Raw genomic sequence first — 20,733 nt, forward strand, 5'->3', positions numbered from 1 at the left:
CCGGTCGCTAGCGAGCGAGCGCTTCGTAGTCGGGCAGGCTGAGGCCCAGCGGGCCGAGCGGATTGCCGACCAGCCCGGCGACGAGGCGTGCCTGAATCGACGGACCCGGCGTCACCCGGCCCAGTGGAGCCAGCAGGAAATCGCGCAGCAGCGCGTGCCACACCTTGTCCGACTGGTAGAGTGGCGTCGCCGCCCAGGTGAGGGCCTGATAGAGCTTCACATGGCGACGGCGCAGCCGCGCCGCGTAAGCGAGCCGCTCGGCCAATTCGCCGTCGGTCTCCAGCCCCCGCGCCAGCGCAAAGGCATCGAGCAGCGCCATGTTCGCGCCCTGGCCCAACTGCGGGCTGGCCGAGTGCCACGCATCGCCGATGTGGATCAGCCGCTCGCCCACCGGCTCCGCCACGCGGCGATGGGCATAGCGTGCAAAGGTGAGCTTTTCGGGCTCCGCAATCTGATCGAGCAGGCCGTCGCAATCGGGCCACAGCGCGCAGACTTGCGCCTTCCACGCCGCGAGTCCTGCGCCGCGCCAGCGGTCGTGTTCCGACGCCTTGAGCGACCAGAAGAAAGATAGCTCCCTGCGCGCACCGTCGACCCGCGTTCCTGTCGGCAGCACCCCCGCCATTTGTGCGGCGTGGGTGTAGCGCTGTTCGAGCAGGCCGGTGTCGAACGGCGCCCCCTCCGGCCAGTCGAGCGTAGCCCACAAAGCGCCGAAAGCCAGCCATTCGCCGCAGGGCGGGGCGAGCGGACTGGATGTGCCGAGGGCATCGACCACCAGATCGAAGCGCGGCGTGGTGCGTCCGTCGTCGCTGGTCAGCGTCCGGCCACCGGCGTGAAGACTACTCGCCGCGACGGGGAAACCCGTTTCGATGGCGATCCCTTCGGCCATCACCGCGCGATACAGGATCGCGAACAGGCTGCCCCGATGGATGCCGATTCCGCAGGCTTCCGGCACGCCGAGGTCGGTATAGCGTGCATCGAGGGCGACATCGCCCTGATGGTTGAGCCCGTGCAGCGCGCGGATCGGAGCGCCGTGCGCGAAAATCTCCGCCGCCAGACCCAGCGCTTCGAGAACGGCGAGCCCGCTCGGCTGGATCATCAGGCCCGAACCGATCGGGCGCGGTTCCTCGAAACGTTCGAACAGGGTGACGCGGTGGCCCTGCCGGTGAAGCAGCAGCGCGGCGGCGAGCCCCGCCGGACCGCATCCGGCAATCGCGATGTCGAACCGGGTCATCGCCACAGCAATGCCGTGTCAGCGTGGGCGCGACAAGCGATGAAAGGGGAAATGGTGGGCGATGACAGGCTCGAACTGCCGACATCTTCGGTGTAAACGAAGCGCTCTACCAACTGAGCTAATCGCCCGATCCAGATCGGAAGGGCCGCTATCTAGCGTGCAAAGTTTCAAAATCAATTGAAAGGATGCACTCAGTCGTTAGGGCGGCGGGCCATGACGCTCCCCCGTATCCTCGTTCTCGCCACCGGAGGCACCATCGCCGGGGAGGCTGGCGACGCCATGCGGCACGATTACCGGCCCGGGCAGGTGGGGATAGAGCACTATCTGAACGAGGCCGCCGGGCTGGGCGTTGCGGCGCAGTTCACCGGACGGCAGATCGCCAATATCGGATCGGAAGATATCGATGCGTCGATCTGGTCGCGCCTGCATACCGAGATCGACAGCGCGATGCGCGACGATTCGGTCGACGCGGTAATCGTCACCCACGGAACCGACACGGCGGAGGAAACCGCCTTCCTGCTCGACCTGACGCTGCCCAGCACCAAGCCGGTGGTGCTGGTCGGCGCGATGCGGCCGACCGACGCGGTCGGCTATGACGGGATGCGCAATTTCGCCAATGCGGTGCGGGTGGCGGGCGACCAGAACGCCGCCGGGCGCGGGGTGCTGGTGGTGATGGGCGACCGGGTCCACTCGGCACGCGACGTGCGCAAGGCGCAGACCCGCGCGACCGAGGCGTTTCGCGGCTTTCCGAGGGAATCGGTCGCCATCGTCACGCCCTCGCGGCTCGACTGGTTCGGCGCGCCGTGGCGGGTGGACGATCATGCCCTGCTGAAATTCCTGCCCCTGCCCGAAGTGCCGATCCTGGCGATTTACGCCGGGATGAGCGCGGCGGAGGCAGCGCGCCAGCTGGCGCACAACCCGCCCGGAATTGCGGTGTCCGGTGTGGGCGAGGGCAATATGCCCGATCCCGTACGGCAGGTGCTGCTGGAGCATGCCCGCCGCGGCGCGCTGGTGGTGCGCGCCAGCCGCACCGACGAAGGGCTGGTCGACCGCCTGCCGAGCGACGACCCCGACGGTTTCGTCGCAGCCCGCGCACTCGGCGTGCCCAAGGCACGGCTGCTCACCGCGCTGCTGATCGCCAACGGGATTACCGACCCGGCAGAGGCGCAACGCTACTTCGACGGGCGGTAAGAATAGCCCCCTCCCTTGGGGGAGGGGGTTGGAGGTGGGGGCTCTGCGCCATCGGCGTGGCACACCCCCACCCGGGTCTCCCCTCAAGGGGGAGGGGTGTGAGGTGGATTACCCGTGCGGGGTAACCAGGTACTTTTCGCCCGTGCGCATCTGGCGGTATTGCAGCACCGCGTCCTTCTCCAGCATCCCTTCGAGGGTCACTTCCTTCGTGTATTCGCTCTTGAAGGTGGTGGTCAGGTTGTCGAGCACGCGCTTGCGCATCCGCATCACGGTTTCCATGCCCGCGTTCTGGAGGAACGGGGTCAGCAGCCAGCCCGACAGCGTCCAGCCGAAGCCGTAGGAGGGGCTCAGCACGGTCGCGCCGAGGTCCAGCCGGCCGTAAATGTACATCTTCTTCTGCTGGTTCGAGCCGTAGCGGTTGTAATCGGTCATCTTGGAGACCGCGACCTGCTCCATCGCCTTGAAGCAGTGATCGACCATCTTGCCGCCGCCGATCGGGTCGAAACCGAAGAACGCGTCGGTCTGGTCGATCGCAGTCCGAAGCTGGCTCATGAAATCGTCGTCCGAGGAATTGACGATATGCTCCGCGCCCATCTCTTTCAGGACGTCGACCTGTTCCTGCCGACGCACGATGTTGACCAGCGGCACGCCGTCTTCCTGGCAGATCCGCACCAGCATCTGGCCGAGGTTGGAGGCGGCGGCGGTGTGCAGGATCGCCTTGGCGCCTTCCATCTTCGCGGTCTCGACGAAGCCGAGCGCGGTCATCGGATTGACGAAGGCCGACGCGCCGTCCTTCGACGAAATGTCGCCCAGCGGCAGGCACATGCTCGCATCGGCGATGGCATATTCGGCGTAGGCCGTACCGGGGACGCAGGCGACCCGCTTGCCCATCAGCGCCTTGGCCATATCGCTGTCGCCGGTCGCGATCACTTCGCCCGCACCTTCATTGCCGACCGGCAGGCGCTGGCCGTGGCGGCCCTTGGCACCCGAGTTGAACGGTTCGGGCATCTTGGCGACGATCTTGCCGTCGGAATAGTCGGCGTTCTCGAGGTCTGCCGGGCCGAGCAGCAGGGCAAGGTCGCTCGGGTTGATCGGCGCGGCTTCCATCTTGACCAGCACCTGATTGCCCTTGGGCTCGGGAAATTCGCTCGTCCCGATTTCGACGGTCAGCGTGCCATCGTTTTCGAGCGTGGTGAAAATCTGTTTGCCGGTGGTGGTCATTCCTCGTCCCTTTCGTTGCGATTAGAAACTTATGCCGTCGCGACCTAGGTGGCCCTTGCGCGAGTTACAACTGCCGAACACCCACCCCAAACCCCTCCCTCAAGGGAGGGGCAGCGAGACTTCGAGCGTAGCGAGATAGTCGCAGCGGGGTGGGTTTACGGCGCCTCAGGATAGATCGCTTCGACGAAATAGAGCCCGTGCGACGGTGCGTTGAGGCCCAGTTCCTGCCGGTCCTTCGCTTCCAGAACCTGCGCAATGCGGCTCTCGTTCCAGCGACCCATGCCGACCAGCGCGAGGCAGCCCACCATGCTGCGCACCTGATGATGCAGGAAGCTGCGCGCGGCGACGTGCACGCGGATCTCGTCGCCCACGCGTTCCACATCCAGCCGGTCGAGCGTCTTCACCGGGCTCGCCGCCTGGCAGTGGACCGAGCGGAAGGTGGTGAAGTCGTGATGCCCGACGAGGGCCTGCGCCGCGCGGTGCATCGCTTCAGCATCGCATTCGTGCGATACCAGCCACGCGCGGTCTTTCTCCAGCGTCAGCGGCGCGCGGCGGTTGATGATGCGGTAGAGATACCGGCGGCCGATGCAGCTGAAGCGCGCGTGCCAGTCTTCCGGCACCGCCTCGCATTTCGTCACGGCAATCGGGGCTGGGCGCAGATGCGCGTTGATCGCCTCGCCCATGCGGAACGGGGTCAGCTTGCTCTCGTCATCGAAATGGCTGCGCATGGCCAGCGCATGGACGCCGGTATCGGTGCGGCCTGCGCTGTGCAGCGTCACCTCCTGGCCCGTGACGCCCAGAATCGCTTCCTCGACCGCCTGCTGCACGCTCGGGCCGTCCTTCTGGCGTTGCAGGCCGAAGAAGGGGGTGCCGTCGAATTCGAGCGTCAGGGAGTAGCGGGTCGGGGCCATCCCGCCCTGCTAGGGCAGGCAGCCGCTGAGGCAAGCCGTCAGTTGACCTTGAGACCTTCGGGCAGGGGCCCGCGCACGCATTTTGAGCCCTTTGCGAAAGAGACGCGACGTTCCGCCTCGCCCGGCTTGGTCTCCCATGCCTCCATATCCATCGAAGCGAGGTCCACGCGATAGCGCGAGCCGACGCCCTTGGGGCTGGTGTAGGTCATCGCGATTGCGCCATCCTCGATGCCGAGCGAACATCCATCCTGTCCGGGCGCGCACAGGTCGAAGGCCTGGTTGTTGAAATCGGAATACCGCTTCACCCGTCCGTCGATCAGGATGAAGGATTGCGTGACGGTAACCCCGGAGACGCCATCGTAATCGGGCATCGCGCAGGTGATCAGGCCATCGGGCACATCTGCGGCAGTCGTCTCGCTTTGCGCTGCGCCTCCGCAGGCGGCGAGCCCTGCGCCCGTCGCCACGATCACTGCCAATCCCCGTCTCATGCCGCTTCCCCCGATTGCTGAATGGATTTGGGGGAGTTTCGCGCCGGGGCGGGGAAAGTCAATCGCCCGGCGCAAGCCTAACGGGCATTGTCACGAACGCAGCTGCGCGCCTTTGCCGATGGCGCGCCCGCGCTGGAAATCGGCGCTGTCCATCGCCGGCTTGCCAGCCCGTTGTACGCGGGTGAGCCGCAATGCGCCGCTGGCGCATGCCACGGTCAGCGCGTCGTCCAGCACGGTGCCCGGCGCGCCCGAGCCCTCCGCGATTTCTGCCGCAAGAACCTTAATGCGGTCATCCTCATGCTCGAAGAACGCGCCCGGCCACGGACTGAAAGCACGCACCTGCCGCTCGACCTGAACCGCGTCCTGCGACCAGTCGAGCCGTGCCTCCGCCTTGTCGATCTTGGGCGCGTGGGTCGCTTCCGCATCGTCCTGCGCGACCGGGATATGCTTGGCGAGTTCACGCAAGGTGCCGACCATCAGCTGCGCGCCCTTCTCGGCCAGTTCGTCGGTCAGCTCGCCTGCGGTCTTGCGGTCGATCGGGGTGCGGATGGTTGCCAGCATCGGCCCGGTGTCGAGCCCGGCCTGCATCTGCATGATGGTGACCCCGGTGCCGGTGTCGCCTGCGAGGATTGCGCGCTGGATCGGAGCGGCGCCGCGCCAGCGGGGCAGGATGCTCGCATGGACGTTGAGGCAGCCATGTGCCGGCGCGTCGAGCACGGCCTGCGGCAGGATCAGACCATAGGCGGCGACCACGCCGACATCGGCATTCAGCGCGGCGAAGGCATCCTTCTCCTCCTGCGGTTTGAGCGAGGCGGGGTGGCGCACCTCGATCCCCAGCCGCTCGGCCGCCTGATGCACCGGCGTCGGCTGGAGCTTCTTGCCACGGCCCGACCGCCGCGGCGGCTGGGTGTAGACACACACCACCTCATGCGCGGCGTGAACCAGCGCTTCGAGCGTCGGCACCGCGAAATCGGGCGTTCCCATAAAGACGATGCGCATTTCTCTTCCTTCTCCCCTCCCCGTGGGGAGGGGCTGGGGGTGGGGGTTCGACTTTGCCGGTTGGCGCCGTACATCCCCACCCGACTTCCCCCCATCCGCTCGGAGATGGGGGGAGGAGTTTTTGGTTCTCAGGTCTGCCTTCCGCCCCTATCTCTGTGCCCATGGCATCGCAAGAAATCGAAGCATTGAGTTCCGCGCTCGCCCGGCTTCCCGGGCTCGGCCCGCGCTCGGCGCGGCGCGCGGTGCTGCATCTGGTCAAGAAGCGCGAAACCGCGCTGCCCGCGCTGCTCGACGCGCTGCTCAGCGTTCAGGATACGCTGGTCGAGTGCCGCATTTGCGGCAATGTCGACACGCGCGACCCCTGCGGCATCTGCGCCGACCCGAAACGCGATGCGAGGTCGATCTGCGTGGTCGAGGATGTGGCGGACCTGTGGGCGCTCGACCGGGCCAAGCTGTTTTCGGGCACCTACCACGTGCTCGGCGGGCGATTGTCCGCACTCGACGGTGTGCGCCCCGAAGACCTCGCCATTCCCAGCCTGCTGACGCGGGTCGAAGCAGGGGTGGACGAGGTCGTGCTGGCGATGAACGCCACGCTCGAAGGCCAGACCACTGCGCATTACCTGGCCGAGAGGCTGGAGGATTTCCCCGTCCGCATCACCCAGCTCGCCCACGGCCTGCCGGTGGGCGGAGAACTGGACTATCTGGACGAGGGCACGCTGGCGCAGGCATTGCGCGCAAGACGTCCGCTTCAATAACGCCGCTCAAGGCACGAAGGCCGATGGGCTAACCGCTTGATAGCGGAGCGAACGCCGCTTATCTGAGCCCCATGGCTATCCGCGAAATCCTTGAAGTGCCGGACCCCCGGCTGAAAACCGTGTCGCAGCCCGTCGCCGCCGACGAGTTCGACGACGATCTGCGCGTGCTGATCGATGACATGTTCGAAACGATGTATGCCGCGCACGGGATCGGCCTCGCCGCGATCCAGGTCGGCGTGCCCAAGCGCATCCTTGTGATCGACCTGCAGCCCGAAGACCCGGACGCAGAACCGATCGAGTGCGACCATGACGGTCACAAGCACACGCATCCCGCCACCAAGAAAGAGCCGCGGGTGTTCATCAACCCCGAAATCCTCGACCCGGCGGACGAGCTTTCGACCTATCAGGAAGGCTGCCTCTCGGTCCCCGATATCTACGCCGACGTCGATCGCCCGGCGACCTGCACGGTCCGCTGGCAGGACCTCGACGGGAACGAGCATACCGAGGCGCTGGAAGGCATGATGGCGACCTGCATCCAGCACGAGATGGACCACCTCGAAGGCATCCTGTTCATCGACCACCTCAGCCGCCTCAAGAAACAGATGGCGCTCAAGAAGCTGAAAAAGCTGCGGTTGGCAGCCTGATATTCGTCATTGCGAGCAAAGCGAAGCAATCCAGTGCGTAGCGCTGCAAAGCTCTGGATTGCCGCGGGGCTTCGCCCCTCGCAATGACGTGATTTTACGGGCTCTTACGCCGCCGCGACCATGCCCTGAAGCGCCTTCACGCAGTCTTCCATGCACTCGCGGCACATCTTTTCGCAGCGCTTGCAGTGCGGGTTGTCGTGCTTCGCGCATTCCTCCGCGCAGACCTTGCAGGCGAGGATGCAGGCCTCGAGCAGTGATTTAATCACCGCGGTGTTGCCATGCGTGCGCCGCGCCGCGACCGTGCTGACCGCCTGACAGATATCCGAACAGTCCGAGCATTTGCGGATGCATTCGGACATGTCGCCTTCTTCCGCATTGCACGCATCGGCGCACGAATTGCAGATCGCCGCGCAATACATCGCGTGCTTGACCGCCTCGCCCAGCTGGTCGTTATAGTCGGCACCCACCTGCGGATGTTCCTTGATCATTTCCTTGATCGACATAGGCTTTTCTCCTTCTCTGGTAAGGGAGCGGAACGGGCGGGGGATAGTTCCCGCGGCGGCTTGGCGCGCGGCGTCGTTCCAGCTATGTTCCGGCCATGGAATACGCGATTCTCGGCATCGTCGCGCTCGTCATCGGGCTTGCTATCGGTTGGTTTATAGGCTCCCGCCCCGCCGCCGAGTGGAGGGCGCGCCATGTGGAGCGCGACGCGGAGGCGAAGGAGCTTTCGGAGAAACTCTCGCGCATGGCGCCCGAGCTCGCCACGATGAGCGAACGGGCGGGGCGCGCCGATGCGCTGGCGGAATCGCTCGATCGCGCACGCGACGAACTGTCGACACTGAAGGCGGAGCGTGCGGGGTTCGAGGAGCAGAAGAAACTGCTCGAGGAAAGCCGCGACCGCCTGCTCAAGGAATTCGAGAACACCGGGGCGAAAGTGCTTGGCGCAGCTCAGGAAAAATTCCTCGAGCGTGCAAACGAGCGGTTCGGGCATTCGGAAAAATCGTCCGAGGAGAAGATTCGCGAACTGCTCGCCCCGGTGGGCGAACGGCTGAAGAAATACGAGGATCAGGTTGCCGCGCTGGAGGAAAAGCGCGGCGATGCCTTTTCGCGCCTGTACCAGCAGATCGCGGACATGCAGCGCGGCCAGGAAGAGGTGCGGCGCGAGGCGCAGCGGCTGGGAAATTCCCTCACCAATGCGCCCAAGGCACGTGGCCGCTGGGGCGAGCGGGCGTTGCAGAACGTGCTCGAACAATGCGGCCTGGCCGAACACACCGATTTCCACCTCGAACATTCGCTGGAGACGGACGAGGGTCGGCTGCGCCCGGATGCGATCGTCAACGTGCCCGGCCAGAAGAAGCTGGTGATCGACGCCAAGGTGTCGCTCAACGCCTATCAGGCGGCGTTCGAGGCGGAGGACGAGGAGGAGCGCAAGCGGCACCTCGACCTGCACGCCAAGTCGATGCGCGGCCATGTCCAGACGCTGGGTTCGAAAAGCTACCAGAGCCAGTTCGACGATGCGCCCGATTATGTGGTGATGTTCGTGCCGGGCGAGCACTTCGTTGCTGCTGCTCTGGAGGCAGATCCCGAGTTGTGGGACTTTGCCTTCCGGAACAAGGTGTTGCTCGCCACACCTACCAATCTGGTTGCGATTGCCCGCACGGTCGCTCAGGTCTGGCGTCAAGACACCATCGCGCGCGAAGCGGTCGAGATCGGCAAGGCCGGGGCGGAGCTGTACGACCGGCTCGCCATTGCCGCCGAGCACATGAAGCGCGTCGGCGGCGGGCTGGAAAGCGCCGTCTCCAACTACAACAAATTCGTCGGCTCGTTCGAACGCAACGTGCTTTCCGCCGGGCGGCGGCTGGCCGACAAGGGCATCGAGATCGGCAAGCGCGAGATCGAGGAAGTTCCGCTGGTCGAAGGCGCGCCGCGCTACACGAACGAGGATGCGGCTGCTATCGAGGATGCACGTGACGTAGCGGAGTAGCTGCGCGACCTGAGAGGAGAATGCGATGCGGTCGTGTGTGTCGGCTTTGTGTGCGGCGCTTGCGCTCGCAGCGTGCAGCCAGGCGGAGGAGCCTGCTTCTCCCGCCTCGGCAACTGCGCCCTCGGATACCGCGTCTGAGCCAGCTTCGGATGCGGCATCCAATGCGCAGACCGCTTCCGGCCCGCTCGCTCCGCGCGACGAATGCGCGTCCGTCGAAGGGCTTGGCGAACTCCAGACCGCGCTGAAGAAAGCCGTCGCCGCGCGCGATGCCGACGCGCTGATGGCGCTCGTCGACAGGAATGTTCAGCTCGATTACGGCGGCGGCTCGGGGCAGGCCGAACTGCGCAAGCGGCTCACCGATCCCGAGTACCTGCTGTGGGACGAGATCGGGCAGGCGCTGGCGCTGGGCTGCGGCTTCGACAAGTCCGCCGATGGCAACAGCTACGCCACATGGCCGTGGTACTTCTCGAAAGACCTGATCCCGCTCGATCCGTTCGAGGCGATGATCGTCACCGGGACGGATGTGCCGCTGCGCGACGGTGCTTCTGCGACCGCGAAGCAGATCGGCACGGTCTCGTGGGATTACGTCCAGCTCAAGGAATATTCCGAAGACCCGTTCCCGCCGGTCGTCACGCGTGACGGGAAGGCGGGCTTCATGGATGCAAAGGCGCTGCGCAGCCTGGTCGATTACCGCATCATGGCGGACAAGATCGACGGGAAGTGGAAGGTCACCACGATCATCGCGGGCGACTGAATTGCCGCGCGGCGCTGGACCGAAGCGTGCCTATTCCTTCGAGGTCACCCCGGACTTGATCCGGGGTGGTGCTTTTTCAAGCGTTGCGTCGGAAGAAGCGGGATCCCGGGTCGAGCCCGGGATGACGAGGGTGGGGAAGTTGCGCCGTTTTCCTACACCTTCAGCATCGGATAGACAGCGATCGGTCTTTCCAACCGTCGGCTCATTTTTCGCGCCAAAAACGCGTATCTGTCACCCTGTCGCGATCTGTGCGCGACAGAGCCTTGTTTCTATTGAAGAATATCGCCGCCCCAACCGGGTGACACCAGGGTGACACGTGTCACCCTGTCGCCCCGCTATCCTTCGAGGGTTGCGAGCACCTCGTAGGCCAGCACGGCTGCGGCCACCGCCGCATTCAGGCTGTCCGCCCGTCCGCGCATCGGCATGGTCACGCGCAGATCGCATGCCGCCTCGTACGCCGCCGGCAGCCCCTGCGATTCGTTGCCGACCATGACGAAGCACGGGCTCGCGTAGGGCGCGCCGCGATAGGGCACCGCCTCGCGCAAGCTTGCCGCGACCAGCTGGCCCGAACCGGCGCGGAGCCACGGCAGGAAATCATCCCACCGCGCGCGCACCACCGTTTGCGTAAAGATCGCTCCCATGCTGGCGCGGACAGCCTCGACCCCGAAGGGATCGGCGCAATCGTCAATCAGGATCAGCCCGCCGGCACCCACCGCATCGCCGGTGCGCAGCATCGTGCCCAGATTGCCCGGATCGCGCAGCGCCTGCGCGACCAGCCAGATCGGCGCGGTATCGCGCTCGATTGTGCCAAGCGAGGTATCCCACTCGGCAAAGGCGCCCGCCACCGCCTGCGGATTATCCTTGCCGGTGATCTTGGACAGGATGTCGGGCGTGGTCTCGATCACGTCGCCGCCCGCCGCCTCCACCGCGCGCTCCAGCGCGTCGATCAGCGGATGGGGATCGCGCTTGCTGGCCATCACCAGCACTTCCGGCACGCGCCCCGATTCGCGCGCATCGGTCAGCAGGCGGAGTCCTTCGGCAAGGAAGCGCCGTTCGCGCTGGCGGTGCTTCTTGTCCCGCAGCGAGCGCAACGCCTTGATCGTCGGGTTGGAAAAACTGGTGATTTCGCGGCGCGGCATCGGAAATTAGGGGAGCGGGCGGGGCGCCTACTCCTCGCCGAACCCGGTTTCGACCAGCTCGGCGATTTCGGCCAGCGCAGCGGGCGCATCCTCGCCGTCCACGATCAGCATGATCTCGTCGCCGCGCGCCGCGCCCAGCATCATCAGGTCGAGGATCGACCGCCCGTCGACCTCGCGATCGCCCTTGGCAACGCGGATGTCGGTCGCCTCGGGCCAGCGGCTCGCGACTTCGACCAGCTTCGCACTGGCGCGCGCGTGCAGGCCGCGTTCGTTGACGATGGTGATGGTCTTGCGGTTTCCTTCGCTCACTTGTTCGCCCCTTTTATCTCGTCGCTGGGCCGGGCGAGGAATTCGGAGGCGATGGTGATGTAGTTGCGACCGCCATCGCGGGCGGCGCGCACCGCGTCGGCCACGTTCATCTCGGTCCGTGCCCGGGCGAGGCGGATCAGCATCGGCAGGTTGATCCCCGCGATCACTTCGACCTTGCCCTCCTCGAGCAGCGAGATCGCGAGGTTGGACGGTGTGCCGCCGAAAAGGTCGGTCAGGATAATGACACCCTGCCCCTGATCGACCTCGGCGATCTTTTCGCTAATTTCCTCGCGGCGGCCCTGCGCATCGTCCTGCGGACCGATGCAGACCGACTCGATCGCCGCTTGCGGACCGACCACATGCTCCATCGCGGATACGAATTCCCGCGCCAGCTGTCCGTGGGTCACCAGAATGAGACCAATCATGGTGCACGTGTCTATAAGCAAGAACGGCCAGCACAAGGGGGCTTCGTGCGATCAGGCCGTTTGCAGCTCCACCGCGTCGGCCGCGCGGCTCGCCAGATTGCGGTGGGCGGTGGTGGGCTTGAAGCCGTTCTCGCGCAGCGCATGGGCAATTCTTTCGGCGGTATAGACCGATCTGTGGCGCCCGCCGGTACAGCCGAAGGCGATATGCACGTAGCTTTTCCCCTGCGCCTGATAGCGCGGCAGAAGGTCCAGCAGCAGATCGCGAATCCGCACGAAATTTTCTTCGAACCCGTCGGTCCGGCGAAGGAACTGGGTGACCGGTTCGTCCAGTCCGGTGAGTTCGCGCAGATCGCCGTCCCAATGCGGATTGTCGAGAAAGCGCATGTCGAACACCAGATCGGCGAGCGGCGGCATCCCGCGGGCAAACCCGAAGCTGCTGACGGTGATGGACAGTTCGCCCGCTTCCTGCGTTTCGAAATTCTGGCGTACGAACTGTTGCAATTCGTTGGCCGAAAGCTCGCTGGTGTCGATCAGCATGTCCGCCCAGCGGCGCAGGGGTTCGAGCACGTCGCGTTCCGCCCTGATGCCGTCCATCGCGGTGCGTCCACGGGCGAGCGGGTGGCGGCGTCGGGTCTCGTTATAGCGCCGTTCGAGCTCGGTATTGTTGCAGTCGATAAACTGGGTGATCAGCTCCAGATCGTCGCGGTCGGAGAGGCTTTTGGCGATGTCGACGATGGTCGCGGGGGTGAAGCCGCGGGTGCGCGAATCGAACCCGATTGCCAGCGGGGTGCGATCCTGCCCGGCGAGCACTTCGCGCACCAGCGGGCGCAGGAGGCGGATCGGGAAGTTATCGACCGTCTCCCAGCCCAGGTCCTCCAGCACGCGCAGGCTGGTGGTCTTGCCCGCACCGGACATGCCCGTAACCAGCATGATCTTCTGCCGCTCGCTCATCCGTCTGCGTCCCTTGAATTGCAGTTCCTGTGGCTCACGATCGGGAGCATGCAACGGGCCAGAGCGCAAGATCGCACAAGGGCTCAGCCGGCATTGTCGCTGTCGTTCGGCACGGCGGGAAGGGCGAGCATCAGGCACGCACCTTGCCCACCGTCCGGCCTGTCCTGTGCGCGCAGGCTGCCGCCGTGCGCTTCGGCAATCGTCCGCGCAATTGCGAGGCCCAGGCCGCTATGGTTGCCAAAGCTTTCCTGTTCCGGCCGATCGGAATGGAAACGTTCGAACACCTTGTCGCGCGCATGCGGCGCAATGCCAGGCCCCTCGTCCATCACCAGCAGGACCTGCGCGCCCTCTTCCTGCGACAGCGTCAGGCGGATGCTGCCAGCGGCGGGAGAAAACGAAGCGGCATTGTCGAGCAGATTGTCGATCACCCGTTCGAGCCGTTCGGGAACGCCCATGGTCCAGGCGGTGCGGTGAGCATGTTCGAACACCAGTTCGTGCTGCGCGTCGAGCCCGCGATTGCGCCGCCGGTCGATGATATTGCCGACCAGCCCGACCAGTTCGACCGGCTCGAAGGTGGCGCGCGACATTTCCGCATCGATGCGACTGGCATCGGAAATCTCCGTCACCAGCCTGTCGATCCTGCGCACGTCGTGGGTTGCGATGTCGAGCAGTTGCGCGCGCAGGTCAGGGTCTTCGACGTGACCGAGCGACTCCGTGGCACTGCGCAGGCTTGCGAGCGGGTTCTTGATCTCGTGCGCGACGTCGGCGGCAAAGTGTTCGACCGCGTCGATCCGATGGCGCAACGCATCGGTCATGTCCGCGACTGCGCGGGCGAGCATCCCGATCTCGTCGCGCCGTTCGGGGAGGCGGGGCACCTGCACCTCGCGCTCGCGGCCGAGCCTCACGCGCTGTGCGGCCTTGGCCAGGGTCTGCAAGGGGGTGACGATGGTCCGCGCGAGGAACAGCGAGAGCAGGATCGATGCCACCAGGGTCAGCAGCACCCCGGTTCCAAGGGTGGACCGGGCGCGGCGGACAGACTCGGTAATGTCGACCGCATTGCGCGTGGTCAGCAGAGTCAGCCCCTGCAATCCGACCGGCGCTGCCGCAGTGATCACCGGGGTACGGTCCGCCGCCTGGCGCAGCTCTATCTGCGAAATGCCCAGCTCACGGGCGCGTTGCAGTTCGGGCCAGGCGTCCGCTTCGTTCGACTCGGGCTCGATATAGCGCGGCACAGGCTGCGCGCTGACCACCGTGTCCACGATTTGATCGAGGAAGCGCGCGAAACGCAGTTCGAACGGATCGTCGCTGGGATCGTCGAGGGTGAAGGTCGGTTCGCCCAGCTGGAAACTGTCGGCCACCAGCTTGCCCTGGGCATCGAACAGGCGCAGCCGCATGTCCTGTTCCTTGCCGATCTGGAGCAGCAGTGCATCCTGCCGCTGGCGGGTGGCCCCCGCGAGCGCTTCGGCGGTGATCTGCGCTTCGATGCGGGCAAGCTTGTAGCGTTCGTCGAGCAGCTGTGCGCGATAGGAATCGAGGTAAACGATCCCGCCGCCCAGCAGCAGCAGGGGGAGAATGTTGACCGCGAGGATGCGGGCGGTGAGGGAGAGGCGCGAGAAGACGCCGACACGCTCCAGCGGGAGCGCGATGCGCCGCACGCGGCCGGGCTCAGCCATCGCTGAAGCTGTAGCCCGCACCATAGAGGGTCTCGATCGCGCCGAAGCTTGAGTCGACCTGCCGGAACTTGCGACGCATCCGCTTGATATGGCTGTCGACGGTGCGATCGTCGACGAAGACGTCGTCGGGATAGGCCGCATCCATCAGCTGGTTGCGGCTCTTTATCACCCCGGGACGCAGCGCCAGCGCCTCAAGCAGCAGGAATTCGGTGACGGTGAGCGAGACGGGCTTACCCTCCCACGTCACCTGATGGCGGGCTGGGTCCATCGTCAGGCGACCGCGGCTGAAGCTGTCGCGTGCCTGGCTCTGTTCGCCAGCCGTCTCGCCGGTTTCCGACGAGCCGTCGTCGATTCCGCTGCGGCGCAGGATCGCGCGAATGCGCGCCAGAAGAAGGCGCAGCGAAAACGGCTTCGAGATGTAATCGTCCGCGCCCATCTCGAACCCGGCTTCCTCGTCGCGCTCGTCATCCTTGCTGGTGAGGAAGATGACAGGCAGGGCGGAGCGCTCGCGCAATCTGGCGAGCAGTTCCAACCCGTCCATTCGCGGCATCTTGATGTCGAATACGGCAAGGTCGGGCGGATTTTCGGACAGCGCCCGCAGCGCGGTCTCCCCATCGGAATAGACCCGCGTTTCGAATCCTTCCGCCTGCAACGCGATGGAGACCGTGGTGAGGATGTTGCGATCGTCGTCGACCAACGCAATCACACGCCGGTCGTCGCGGCGCAGGGGGGAGACGGGGTCGCTGGTCTGGGTGGTATGATCCATGGTCGGTGCGCTGTTCGAATATCTCGTTCTTGCGAGGTAGCGTGTGCGGGGTGAACTCACAACGCACAGGAATGCGATGGTGCACGGTTTATGCTGTGCACGCCGGTTTGACGGACGGCGCGTGCGCTTCTATGCGGCTGCCACACCGAATCATGCATTCGTATGCAAGTCATGCTCGTTGGCGACGTGCTCGCCCGGCACGACGGATCGAATTTCAGGAGATTGGCCCTCGTGCCCGCACCCTTGCACCACAGCCTTGCCGACCAGGGCATCTCGACCGACGCGACCATCCACGCGAACCTCGACTCGGCCCAGCTGACGAAGGCCGCGCTCGAAAGTGGCGAGGGGCGCAAGGCCAAGCACGGACCGCTGGTGGTGGAAACCGGCAAGCACACCGGGCGCAGCGCGAAGGACAAGTTCATCGTCCGCGATGCCGAGACCGAGAGTACGGTTTGGTGGGACAATAACGCTTCGATGACGCCGGCACATTTCGCCGCGCTGAAAGAAGATTTCTTCGCCGCGCTGGGTGACAAGGACGCGCTCTACGTTGCGGACCTGTTTGGCGGTTCGCAGGCCGAATATCGCGTGAACGTGCGCGTGATCAACGAGCTGGCGTGGCACAACCAGTTCATCCGCACGCTGCTCGTGCGCCCGACCGAGGCGGAACTGGCCGACTTCGTGCCCGAATACACGATCATCGATCTGCCCACCTTCAAGGCCGATCCCGAACGCCACGGCTGCCGCAGCGAAACCGTGATCGCGGTCAATCTTTCGGAAAAGCTGATCCTGATCGGCGGCACGAAATATGCTGGCGAGATGAAGAAGAGCGTGTTCGGCGTGCTCAACTACCTGCTCCCGCCCAAGGGCGTGATGCCGATGCACTGTTCGGCCAATATCGGCCCGGACGGCAAGACCGCGGTGTTCTTCGGCCTGTCGGGTACCGGCAAGACGACGCTGTCGGCCGATGCCAGCCGCACGCTGATCGGCGATGACGAGCATGGCTGGTCCGACGATGCGGTCTTCAATTTCGAAGGCGGCTGCTACGCCAAGATGATCCGCCTCAACCCCGAAGCGGAGCCGGAGATTTTCGCGACCACGCAGATGGAGGGCACCGTCCTCGAAAACGTGGTGATGGACGAGAATGGCGAGATCGACCTCGACGACAACTCGCTCGCCGAGAACACGCGCGGCGCCTATCCGCTCAGCTCGATTCCCAACACCAGCGAGAAGAACCTCGGCCCGGTGCCGAGCAACGTGATCATGCTGACCGCCGACGCCTTCGGCGTGCTGCCTCCGATCGCGCGGCTGACGCCCGATCAGGCGATGTATCACTTCCTGTCGGGCTACACCGCCAAGGTCGCCGGCACCGAAATCGGCGTGACCGAGCCCGAAGCGACCTTCAGCACCTGCTTCGGCGCGCCGTTCATGCCGCGCCACCCGTCGGTCTACGGCAACCTGCTCAAGAAGCGGATCGCCGAGGGCGGCGTGCAGTGCTGGCTGGTCAACACCGGCTGGACCGGCGGCAAGTATGGGACGGGCAACCGGATGCCGATCAAGGCTACCCGTGCGCTGCTCAACGCGGCGCTCGATGGTGACCTGGCAAGTGTCGAATATCGCAAGGATCCCAATTTCGGGTTCGACGTTCCCGTGTCGGTGCCTGCGCTGGAAGCGGCGGGTATCGATCAGTCGATCCTTGACCCGCGCACCACTTGGGCGGATGGCGCGCAGTACGACGCTACGGCGCAGAAGCTGGTGAAGCTCTTCGTCGACAATTTCGAGCCTTTCGCGGCGCATGTCGATCAGGGTGTGCGCGACGCCGCGCCGCAGCCCGAACGACAGGACGCTTAGCCGCGCAACGACTTTCCCGGTTGGAGAGGAGGGGCCCCGCACGGTGAAAGCCGGAGCGGGGCCCTAATTGTTTCGGGTGCTCAGACGCATCGCGCCAGTGGGCCGAGTCTTCGTCCGATATAATCGAAAGTTAGCTTGGGCACGCTTGTCGCGATAGCGTGGTTGAGCCGTTGGTACCCCTCGGGAGATTCGACGGGGGCCGGGCATTCCATCTGGCGAAGGGCACTCCCGCGATGACCCGTTACAGGCTCCGATTCGTTTCCGATGGCATCCGCGAAGAGGAAACCCGCGAGTTCGAGAAGCGCGATGGAGCATTCGTGTTCTGGCTGGCGGAGACGAAGGATGGGCGTGAAATCGACATCAGCGCCGACGCCCGGCCGCTGTGCAGGGTGAAACGGTCGCGCGCCAATAAGGATTTCTGGATCATCAGCAGCCCATCGGACCCTGATCGGCCCTAAATTCGACATCTCTCGGCGTTAGCTGCATCCTTCCAAACCTCTGGCGAAGGAGCGCATGATGAGCCTGTTCGATTCGATTCTGAAGAGCACGGGCGGCGCGCCCGACGACGTGGTCAACCTGGCGGATAAGCTCGGTATCGATCCGGCGATGGCGGAAAAAGCGATCGCGGCGCTCAGCCAGGCGCACCCCAAGCCCGGCGATACGGTGGATCTGGCAGCGGCGAAGACCGGGATCGACAGCGGAATACTCAACCAGATCGTGCAGCAGATCGGCGGCGAGGGGTCGCTTGGCGAATATGCGCGTCAGCTTCAGGAGCACCCGCAGGCGGCGGGTATTCTCAAGATGCTCGATATGGATGGCGACGGCGATGCGATCGACGATATCACGGGTCTGGCGGGCAAGTTCTTCGGCAAGAAATGATCCGCGCGTACGGATGCGCTTCATCCTGGCGACAGCCCCAGGGTATCAGTGGGGGTAGATGTTCACACGACTGACTCTTGCGCTGGCATTGCTCGCCACCCCGGCCGTAGCGCTGGCGCAACAGGCTGCGCCCAGCGAAGTCGCTGCGCCGCTGTCAGAGGCGTCGCCACAGGTTTTCGATGTCCAGCTGGTCGCACGCTATCCGCACGATGCCGATGCGTTCACGCAAGGTCTGCTGTGGCACGACGGCTATCTTTACGAGACCACGGGGCGCGCAGGCCAATCGCAGCTGCGCAAGGTCGACCTTGCCACGGGGGAAGTTCTGGCTGCGACCGACCTGCCGCCCGACCAGTTCGGGGAAGGTCTGGCCTTGTGGGCAGACGACCTGATCGGGCTGACCTGGCTCAATGGGACGATCCACCGCTGGTCTCTCGACACGCTCGAACCGATCCGCAGCGATCCCTTCGGGTACGAGGGTTGGGGTCTGGCGACGATCGGAGACGAGCTGGTCGAATCCGATGGCAGCGCGACGCTGCGCTTTCTCGACCCGCAAACCTATGAGGTGCGGCGCGAGATCGCGGTGACCTACGCCGGCAAGCCGCTGACCCAGATCAACGAGCTGGAGGCGGTGGACGGCCTAATCTACGCGAATATCTGGCACACCGGATTCATCGTCGCGATCGACCCGGCGGACGGGGTGGTACGCCGCGTGATCGACCTGCGCCCCCTCGTTGAAGCGATGCCCGTCGGATCGCACGAGGCGGTGCTGAATGGCATCGCGCACGATCCCGAGACCGGCCGCTGGTTCGTCACCGGCAAACTGTGGCCCAGCCTGTTCGAAGTCCGCTTCATCCCGCGCGAAGAATCGCCGCAGGATACCTCTTCCGAAGAGGCTGGCAGCTAGGCCGCCGCGCCGATAGCTTCGGCCCGGCGCAACTGATCGACGTGCGACCAGATGCGGCTGACCACCACCGACCCTTCGCCAACCCCGCTGGCCACACGCTTGACCGATCCCGCGCGCACATCGCCGACGGCGAAAATGCCAGGCTTCGAGGTCTCGTAGGGCGAGTCGCGGTCAACCTTCTCGCCCGTCAGCACGAAGCCACGCTCGTCCAGTTCGATATGCTCGGCCAGCCAGTCGGTGTTGGGAGCCGCGCCGATCATGATGAACAGCGCGCGGGATTCGACCCGTCGCTGCCCGTCCGGGGTGTCGAGCGTGATGGCGTCGAGATGATCCTCTCCATGCAGCTGCGAGACCGTGGTCTCGTAATGCAGCTGCACCCGGGAATCGGCTTCGAGCCTGCGCGATAGGTAGTCCGACATAGAGGCGGCGAGCGAAGAACCGCGCACGACGACGTGCACGCACTTGGCCGCGCGCGAGAGGTACATTGCAGCCTGCCCGGCGGAGTTGCCTCCGCCGACCACCACCACCTCTGTATTGCGGCAGAAGCGGGCCTCCATCTCGGTCGCGGCGTAGAATACGCCCGCGCCCTCCAGCTCTTCCAGCCGGTCGATGGGAAGACGGCGATATTGCACGCCGGTCGCGACCAGCACCGCGCGGGCGCAGAGCCGCTCCCCATGGTCGAGCGTGGCGCAAAAGGAGCCGTCGGGCATTTCCTCCAGCGCCTCGACCCGGCGCGGCATGGCGAAGCGGGTGCCGAATTTCAGCGCCTGGATCTGCCCGCGATAGATCAGGTCCGCTCCGCTGATGCCGGTGGGGAAGCCCATGTAATTCTCGATCCGGCTGCTGGTCCCGGCCTGCCCGCCGATGGCGGTATCCTCCACCACCAGCGCGCTCATCCCCTCGGCACCGGCATAGACTGCTGCCGCCACGCCGGACGGGCCTGCGCCCACGATCAGCAGGTCGACCGTCTCGTCCTCTCCAATCGCCAGATCGAGGTTGAGCGCCTGCGCGAGGGCACGCGGGCTCGGGTCTTCCAGCGGGCGATCCTTGCCGAGGATCACCGCCGGTTCGTGATCGACCAGGCTGCACAACCGGCTAGCTTCGGTCTCGCTGCTGTCGAGGTCGTAGCTCTGGAAGGGGATGCGGTTGCGGCTGAGGAAACGCTCGCATTGCTGGATGCGCGGATCGCGGTCCGCGCCGATCAGCTTGATGCCGCTGTTGTTCTGCTCGAACTGCCGCCGCCTGCGTGCAGCGAACACGGTGATGATATGGTCGGAGAGTTCGGGCACGCGCGCCATCAGCTCCAGCATGGCATCGCGCGGAGCCTCGATCGTGCGCGTATGCTTCGCGGCGCGCATCCCGAGCATGTTTGTGCCGCCGTTGAGGAAGGCGATCTCGCCCATGAACTGCGTGGGTCCAAGCGTGGAAGGCAGCATTCGCTCCCCGCTATAGGGATCGACCACCTCGATCTCGCCGTCGATCACATAGACGAAGCGGTCCATCGGCGAGCCAAGCTCAGCGACCATTTCGCCAGCCTCGTAGCTGCATTCGCACCCGATATCGCAGATCGCGGCGACATGATCATCCGCCAGCGGAACCCGGCGCATGGTTTCCAGATCGTCTCCAAAGGTCTCCATCGCGCCCGGTCCTTGTCATGCGCC

The 20,733-nt window shown here is 65.2% G+C and carries 22 protein-coding genes and 1 tRNA gene; 9 read left to right on the forward strand and 14 right to left on the reverse strand.

Translation table 11 applies throughout. The annotated features are described in order from the left end of the window. Positions 1–7: 7 nt before the first annotated feature. Positions 8–1,231 (reverse strand): FAD-dependent oxidoreductase, encoded by a 1,224-nt coding sequence (locus AAG591_RS01515; protein WP_342529135.1) that lies wholly within the window; start codon positions 1,229–1,231, stop codon positions 8–10. A 52-nt stretch (positions 1,232–1,283) separates the two neighbouring features. After that, positions 1,284–1,359 (reverse strand) — tRNA-Val (locus tag AAG591_RS01520). An 85-nt stretch (positions 1,360–1,444) separates the two neighbouring features. On the opposite strand from AAG591_RS01520, the gene AAG591_RS01525 reads away from it, so the two are divergent. Further along, positions 1,445–2,422 (forward strand): asparaginase, encoded by a 978-nt coding sequence (locus tag AAG591_RS01525; RefSeq protein WP_342529136.1) that lies wholly within the window; start codon positions 1,445–1,447, stop codon positions 2,420–2,422. Between the two features lie 108 nt (positions 2,423–2,530). On the opposite strand, the gene AAG591_RS01530 is transcribed toward AAG591_RS01525, so the two are convergent. The 4 genes from AAG591_RS01530 to fmt form a co-directional block, all read right to left on the reverse strand. Beyond that, positions 2,531–3,643, reverse strand: a complete 1,113-nt coding sequence (locus tag AAG591_RS01530; protein WP_342529137.1) for a zinc-binding dehydrogenase — start codon at positions 3,641–3,643, stop codon at positions 2,531–2,533. Positions 3,644–3,798: 155 nt separating this feature from the next. Then, positions 3,799–4,554 (reverse strand): tRNA pseudouridine(38-40) synthase TruA, encoded by a 756-nt coding sequence (gene truA, locus AAG591_RS01535; protein WP_342529138.1) that lies wholly within the window; start codon positions 4,552–4,554, stop codon positions 3,799–3,801. Between the two features lie 38 nt (positions 4,555–4,592). Next, positions 4,593–5,042 (reverse strand): hypothetical protein, encoded by a 450-nt coding sequence (locus tag AAG591_RS01540; protein ID WP_342529139.1) that lies wholly within the window; start codon positions 5,040–5,042, stop codon positions 4,593–4,595. A gap of 90 nt (positions 5,043–5,132) precedes the next feature. Continuing rightward, positions 5,133–6,041 carry a methionyl-tRNA formyltransferase gene (gene fmt / locus AAG591_RS01545; RefSeq protein ID WP_342529140.1) on the reverse strand — a complete coding sequence of 303 codons (909 nt, stop codon included), beginning with the start codon at positions 6,039–6,041 and terminating at the stop codon, positions 5,133–5,135. Between the two features lie 161 nt (positions 6,042–6,202). Here fmt and recR point away from each other — a divergent pair, with 161 nt between their 5' ends. Beyond that, entirely contained in the window at positions 6,203–6,796 is a 594-nt protein-coding gene (gene recR, locus AAG591_RS01550) for a recombination mediator RecR (protein WP_342529141.1), read from the forward strand. A 71-nt stretch (positions 6,797–6,867) separates the two neighbouring features. Next, positions 6,868–7,440 carry a peptide deformylase gene (def, locus tag AAG591_RS01555; RefSeq protein ID WP_342529142.1) on the forward strand — a complete coding sequence of 191 codons (573 nt, stop codon included), beginning with the start codon at positions 6,868–6,870 and terminating at the stop codon, positions 7,438–7,440. A gap of 104 nt (positions 7,441–7,544) precedes the next feature. Here def and AAG591_RS01560 read toward each other — a convergent pair whose 3' ends face one another. Then, positions 7,545–7,943, reverse strand: coding sequence for a four-helix bundle copper-binding protein (locus AAG591_RS01560; protein WP_342529143.1), 399 nt, complete (start codon positions 7,941–7,943; stop codon positions 7,545–7,547). A 95-nt stretch (positions 7,944–8,038) separates the two neighbouring features. Here AAG591_RS01560 and AAG591_RS01565 point away from each other — a divergent pair, with 95 nt between their 5' ends. Beyond that, positions 8,039–9,424: a DNA recombination protein RmuC gene (locus AAG591_RS01565; RefSeq protein ID WP_342529144.1), complete on the forward strand. Its 1,386-nt coding sequence runs from the start codon at positions 8,039–8,041 to the stop codon at positions 9,422–9,424. A gap of 37 nt (positions 9,425–9,461) precedes the next feature. Next, positions 9,462–10,178 carry a hypothetical protein gene (locus tag AAG591_RS01570; RefSeq protein ID WP_342529145.1) on the forward strand — a complete coding sequence of 239 codons (717 nt, stop codon included), beginning with the start codon at positions 9,462–9,464 and terminating at the stop codon, positions 10,176–10,178. Between the two features lie 335 nt (positions 10,179–10,513). On the opposite strand, the gene AAG591_RS01575 is transcribed toward AAG591_RS01570, so the two are convergent. From AAG591_RS01575 to AAG591_RS01600, 6 genes are all read right to left on the reverse strand, one after another. Continuing rightward, a complete protein-coding gene (locus AAG591_RS01575) occupies positions 10,514–11,317 on the reverse strand; it encodes a TrmH family RNA methyltransferase (protein ID WP_342529146.1) in 804 nt (267 codons plus the stop codon). A gap of 27 nt (positions 11,318–11,344) precedes the next feature. Continuing rightward, positions 11,345–11,626 carry an HPr family phosphocarrier protein gene (locus AAG591_RS01580; RefSeq protein WP_342529147.1) on the reverse strand — a complete coding sequence of 94 codons (282 nt, stop codon included), beginning with the start codon at positions 11,624–11,626 and terminating at the stop codon, positions 11,345–11,347. Next, complete coding sequence (locus AAG591_RS01585; RefSeq protein ID WP_342529148.1) at positions 11,623–12,051, reverse strand: PTS sugar transporter subunit IIA; 429 nt, start codon at positions 12,049–12,051, stop codon at positions 11,623–11,625. Before AAG591_RS01585 ends, AAG591_RS01580 begins: the two co-directional genes overlap by 4 nt. A gap of 51 nt (positions 12,052–12,102) precedes the next feature. Beyond that, entirely contained in the window at positions 12,103–13,002 is a 900-nt protein-coding gene (gene rapZ, locus AAG591_RS01590) for an RNase adapter RapZ (RefSeq protein ID WP_342529149.1), read from the reverse strand. An 83-nt stretch (positions 13,003–13,085) separates the two neighbouring features. Further along, entirely contained in the window at positions 13,086–14,675 is a 1,590-nt protein-coding gene (locus AAG591_RS01595; RefSeq protein ID WP_342529150.1) for a stimulus-sensing domain-containing protein, read from the reverse strand. Then, entirely contained in the window at positions 14,668–15,441 is a 774-nt protein-coding gene (locus AAG591_RS01600; protein ID WP_342529151.1) for a response regulator transcription factor, read from the reverse strand. The genes AAG591_RS01595 and AAG591_RS01600 overlap by 8 nt, the downstream gene beginning before the upstream one ends. 171 nt (positions 15,442–15,612) lie before the next feature. Here AAG591_RS01600 and AAG591_RS01605 point away from each other — a divergent pair, with 171 nt between their 5' ends. The 4 genes from AAG591_RS01605 to AAG591_RS01620 all read left to right on the forward strand — a co-directional run bounded on the left by AAG591_RS01605 (position 15,613) and on the right by AAG591_RS01620 (position 19,072). After that, positions 15,613–17,289 carry a phosphoenolpyruvate carboxykinase gene (locus AAG591_RS01605; protein ID WP_342529963.1) on the forward strand — a complete coding sequence of 559 codons (1,677 nt, stop codon included), beginning with the start codon at positions 15,613–15,615 and terminating at the stop codon, positions 17,287–17,289. 233 nt (positions 17,290–17,522) lie between these two features. Beyond that, complete coding sequence (locus AAG591_RS01610; protein ID WP_342529152.1) at positions 17,523–17,747, forward strand: hypothetical protein; 225 nt, start codon at positions 17,523–17,525, stop codon at positions 17,745–17,747. Between the two features lie 55 nt (positions 17,748–17,802). Next, positions 17,803–18,168, forward strand: coding sequence for a hypothetical protein (locus AAG591_RS01615; protein WP_425341623.1), 366 nt, complete (start codon positions 17,803–17,805; stop codon positions 18,166–18,168). A 58-nt stretch (positions 18,169–18,226) separates the two neighbouring features. Then, the gene (locus AAG591_RS01620) at positions 18,227–19,072 is read left to right on the forward strand and encodes a glutaminyl-peptide cyclotransferase (RefSeq protein WP_342529153.1); all 846 of its coding nucleotides are present in this window, start codon (positions 18,227–18,229) and stop codon (positions 19,070–19,072) included. Here AAG591_RS01620 and AAG591_RS01625 read toward each other — a convergent pair. Beyond that, entirely contained in the window at positions 19,069–20,709 is a 1,641-nt protein-coding gene (locus tag AAG591_RS01625) for an FAD-dependent oxidoreductase (protein ID WP_342529154.1), read from the reverse strand. The genes AAG591_RS01620 and AAG591_RS01625 overlap by 4 nt on opposite strands. Positions 20,710–20,733 lie beyond the last annotated feature (24 nt).

It is taken from the genome of Citromicrobium bathyomarinum (assembly GCF_038594485.1).
GTDB classification, from domain to species: domain Bacteria; phylum Pseudomonadota; class Alphaproteobacteria; order Sphingomonadales; family Sphingomonadaceae; genus Alteriqipengyuania; species Alteriqipengyuania bathyomarina_A.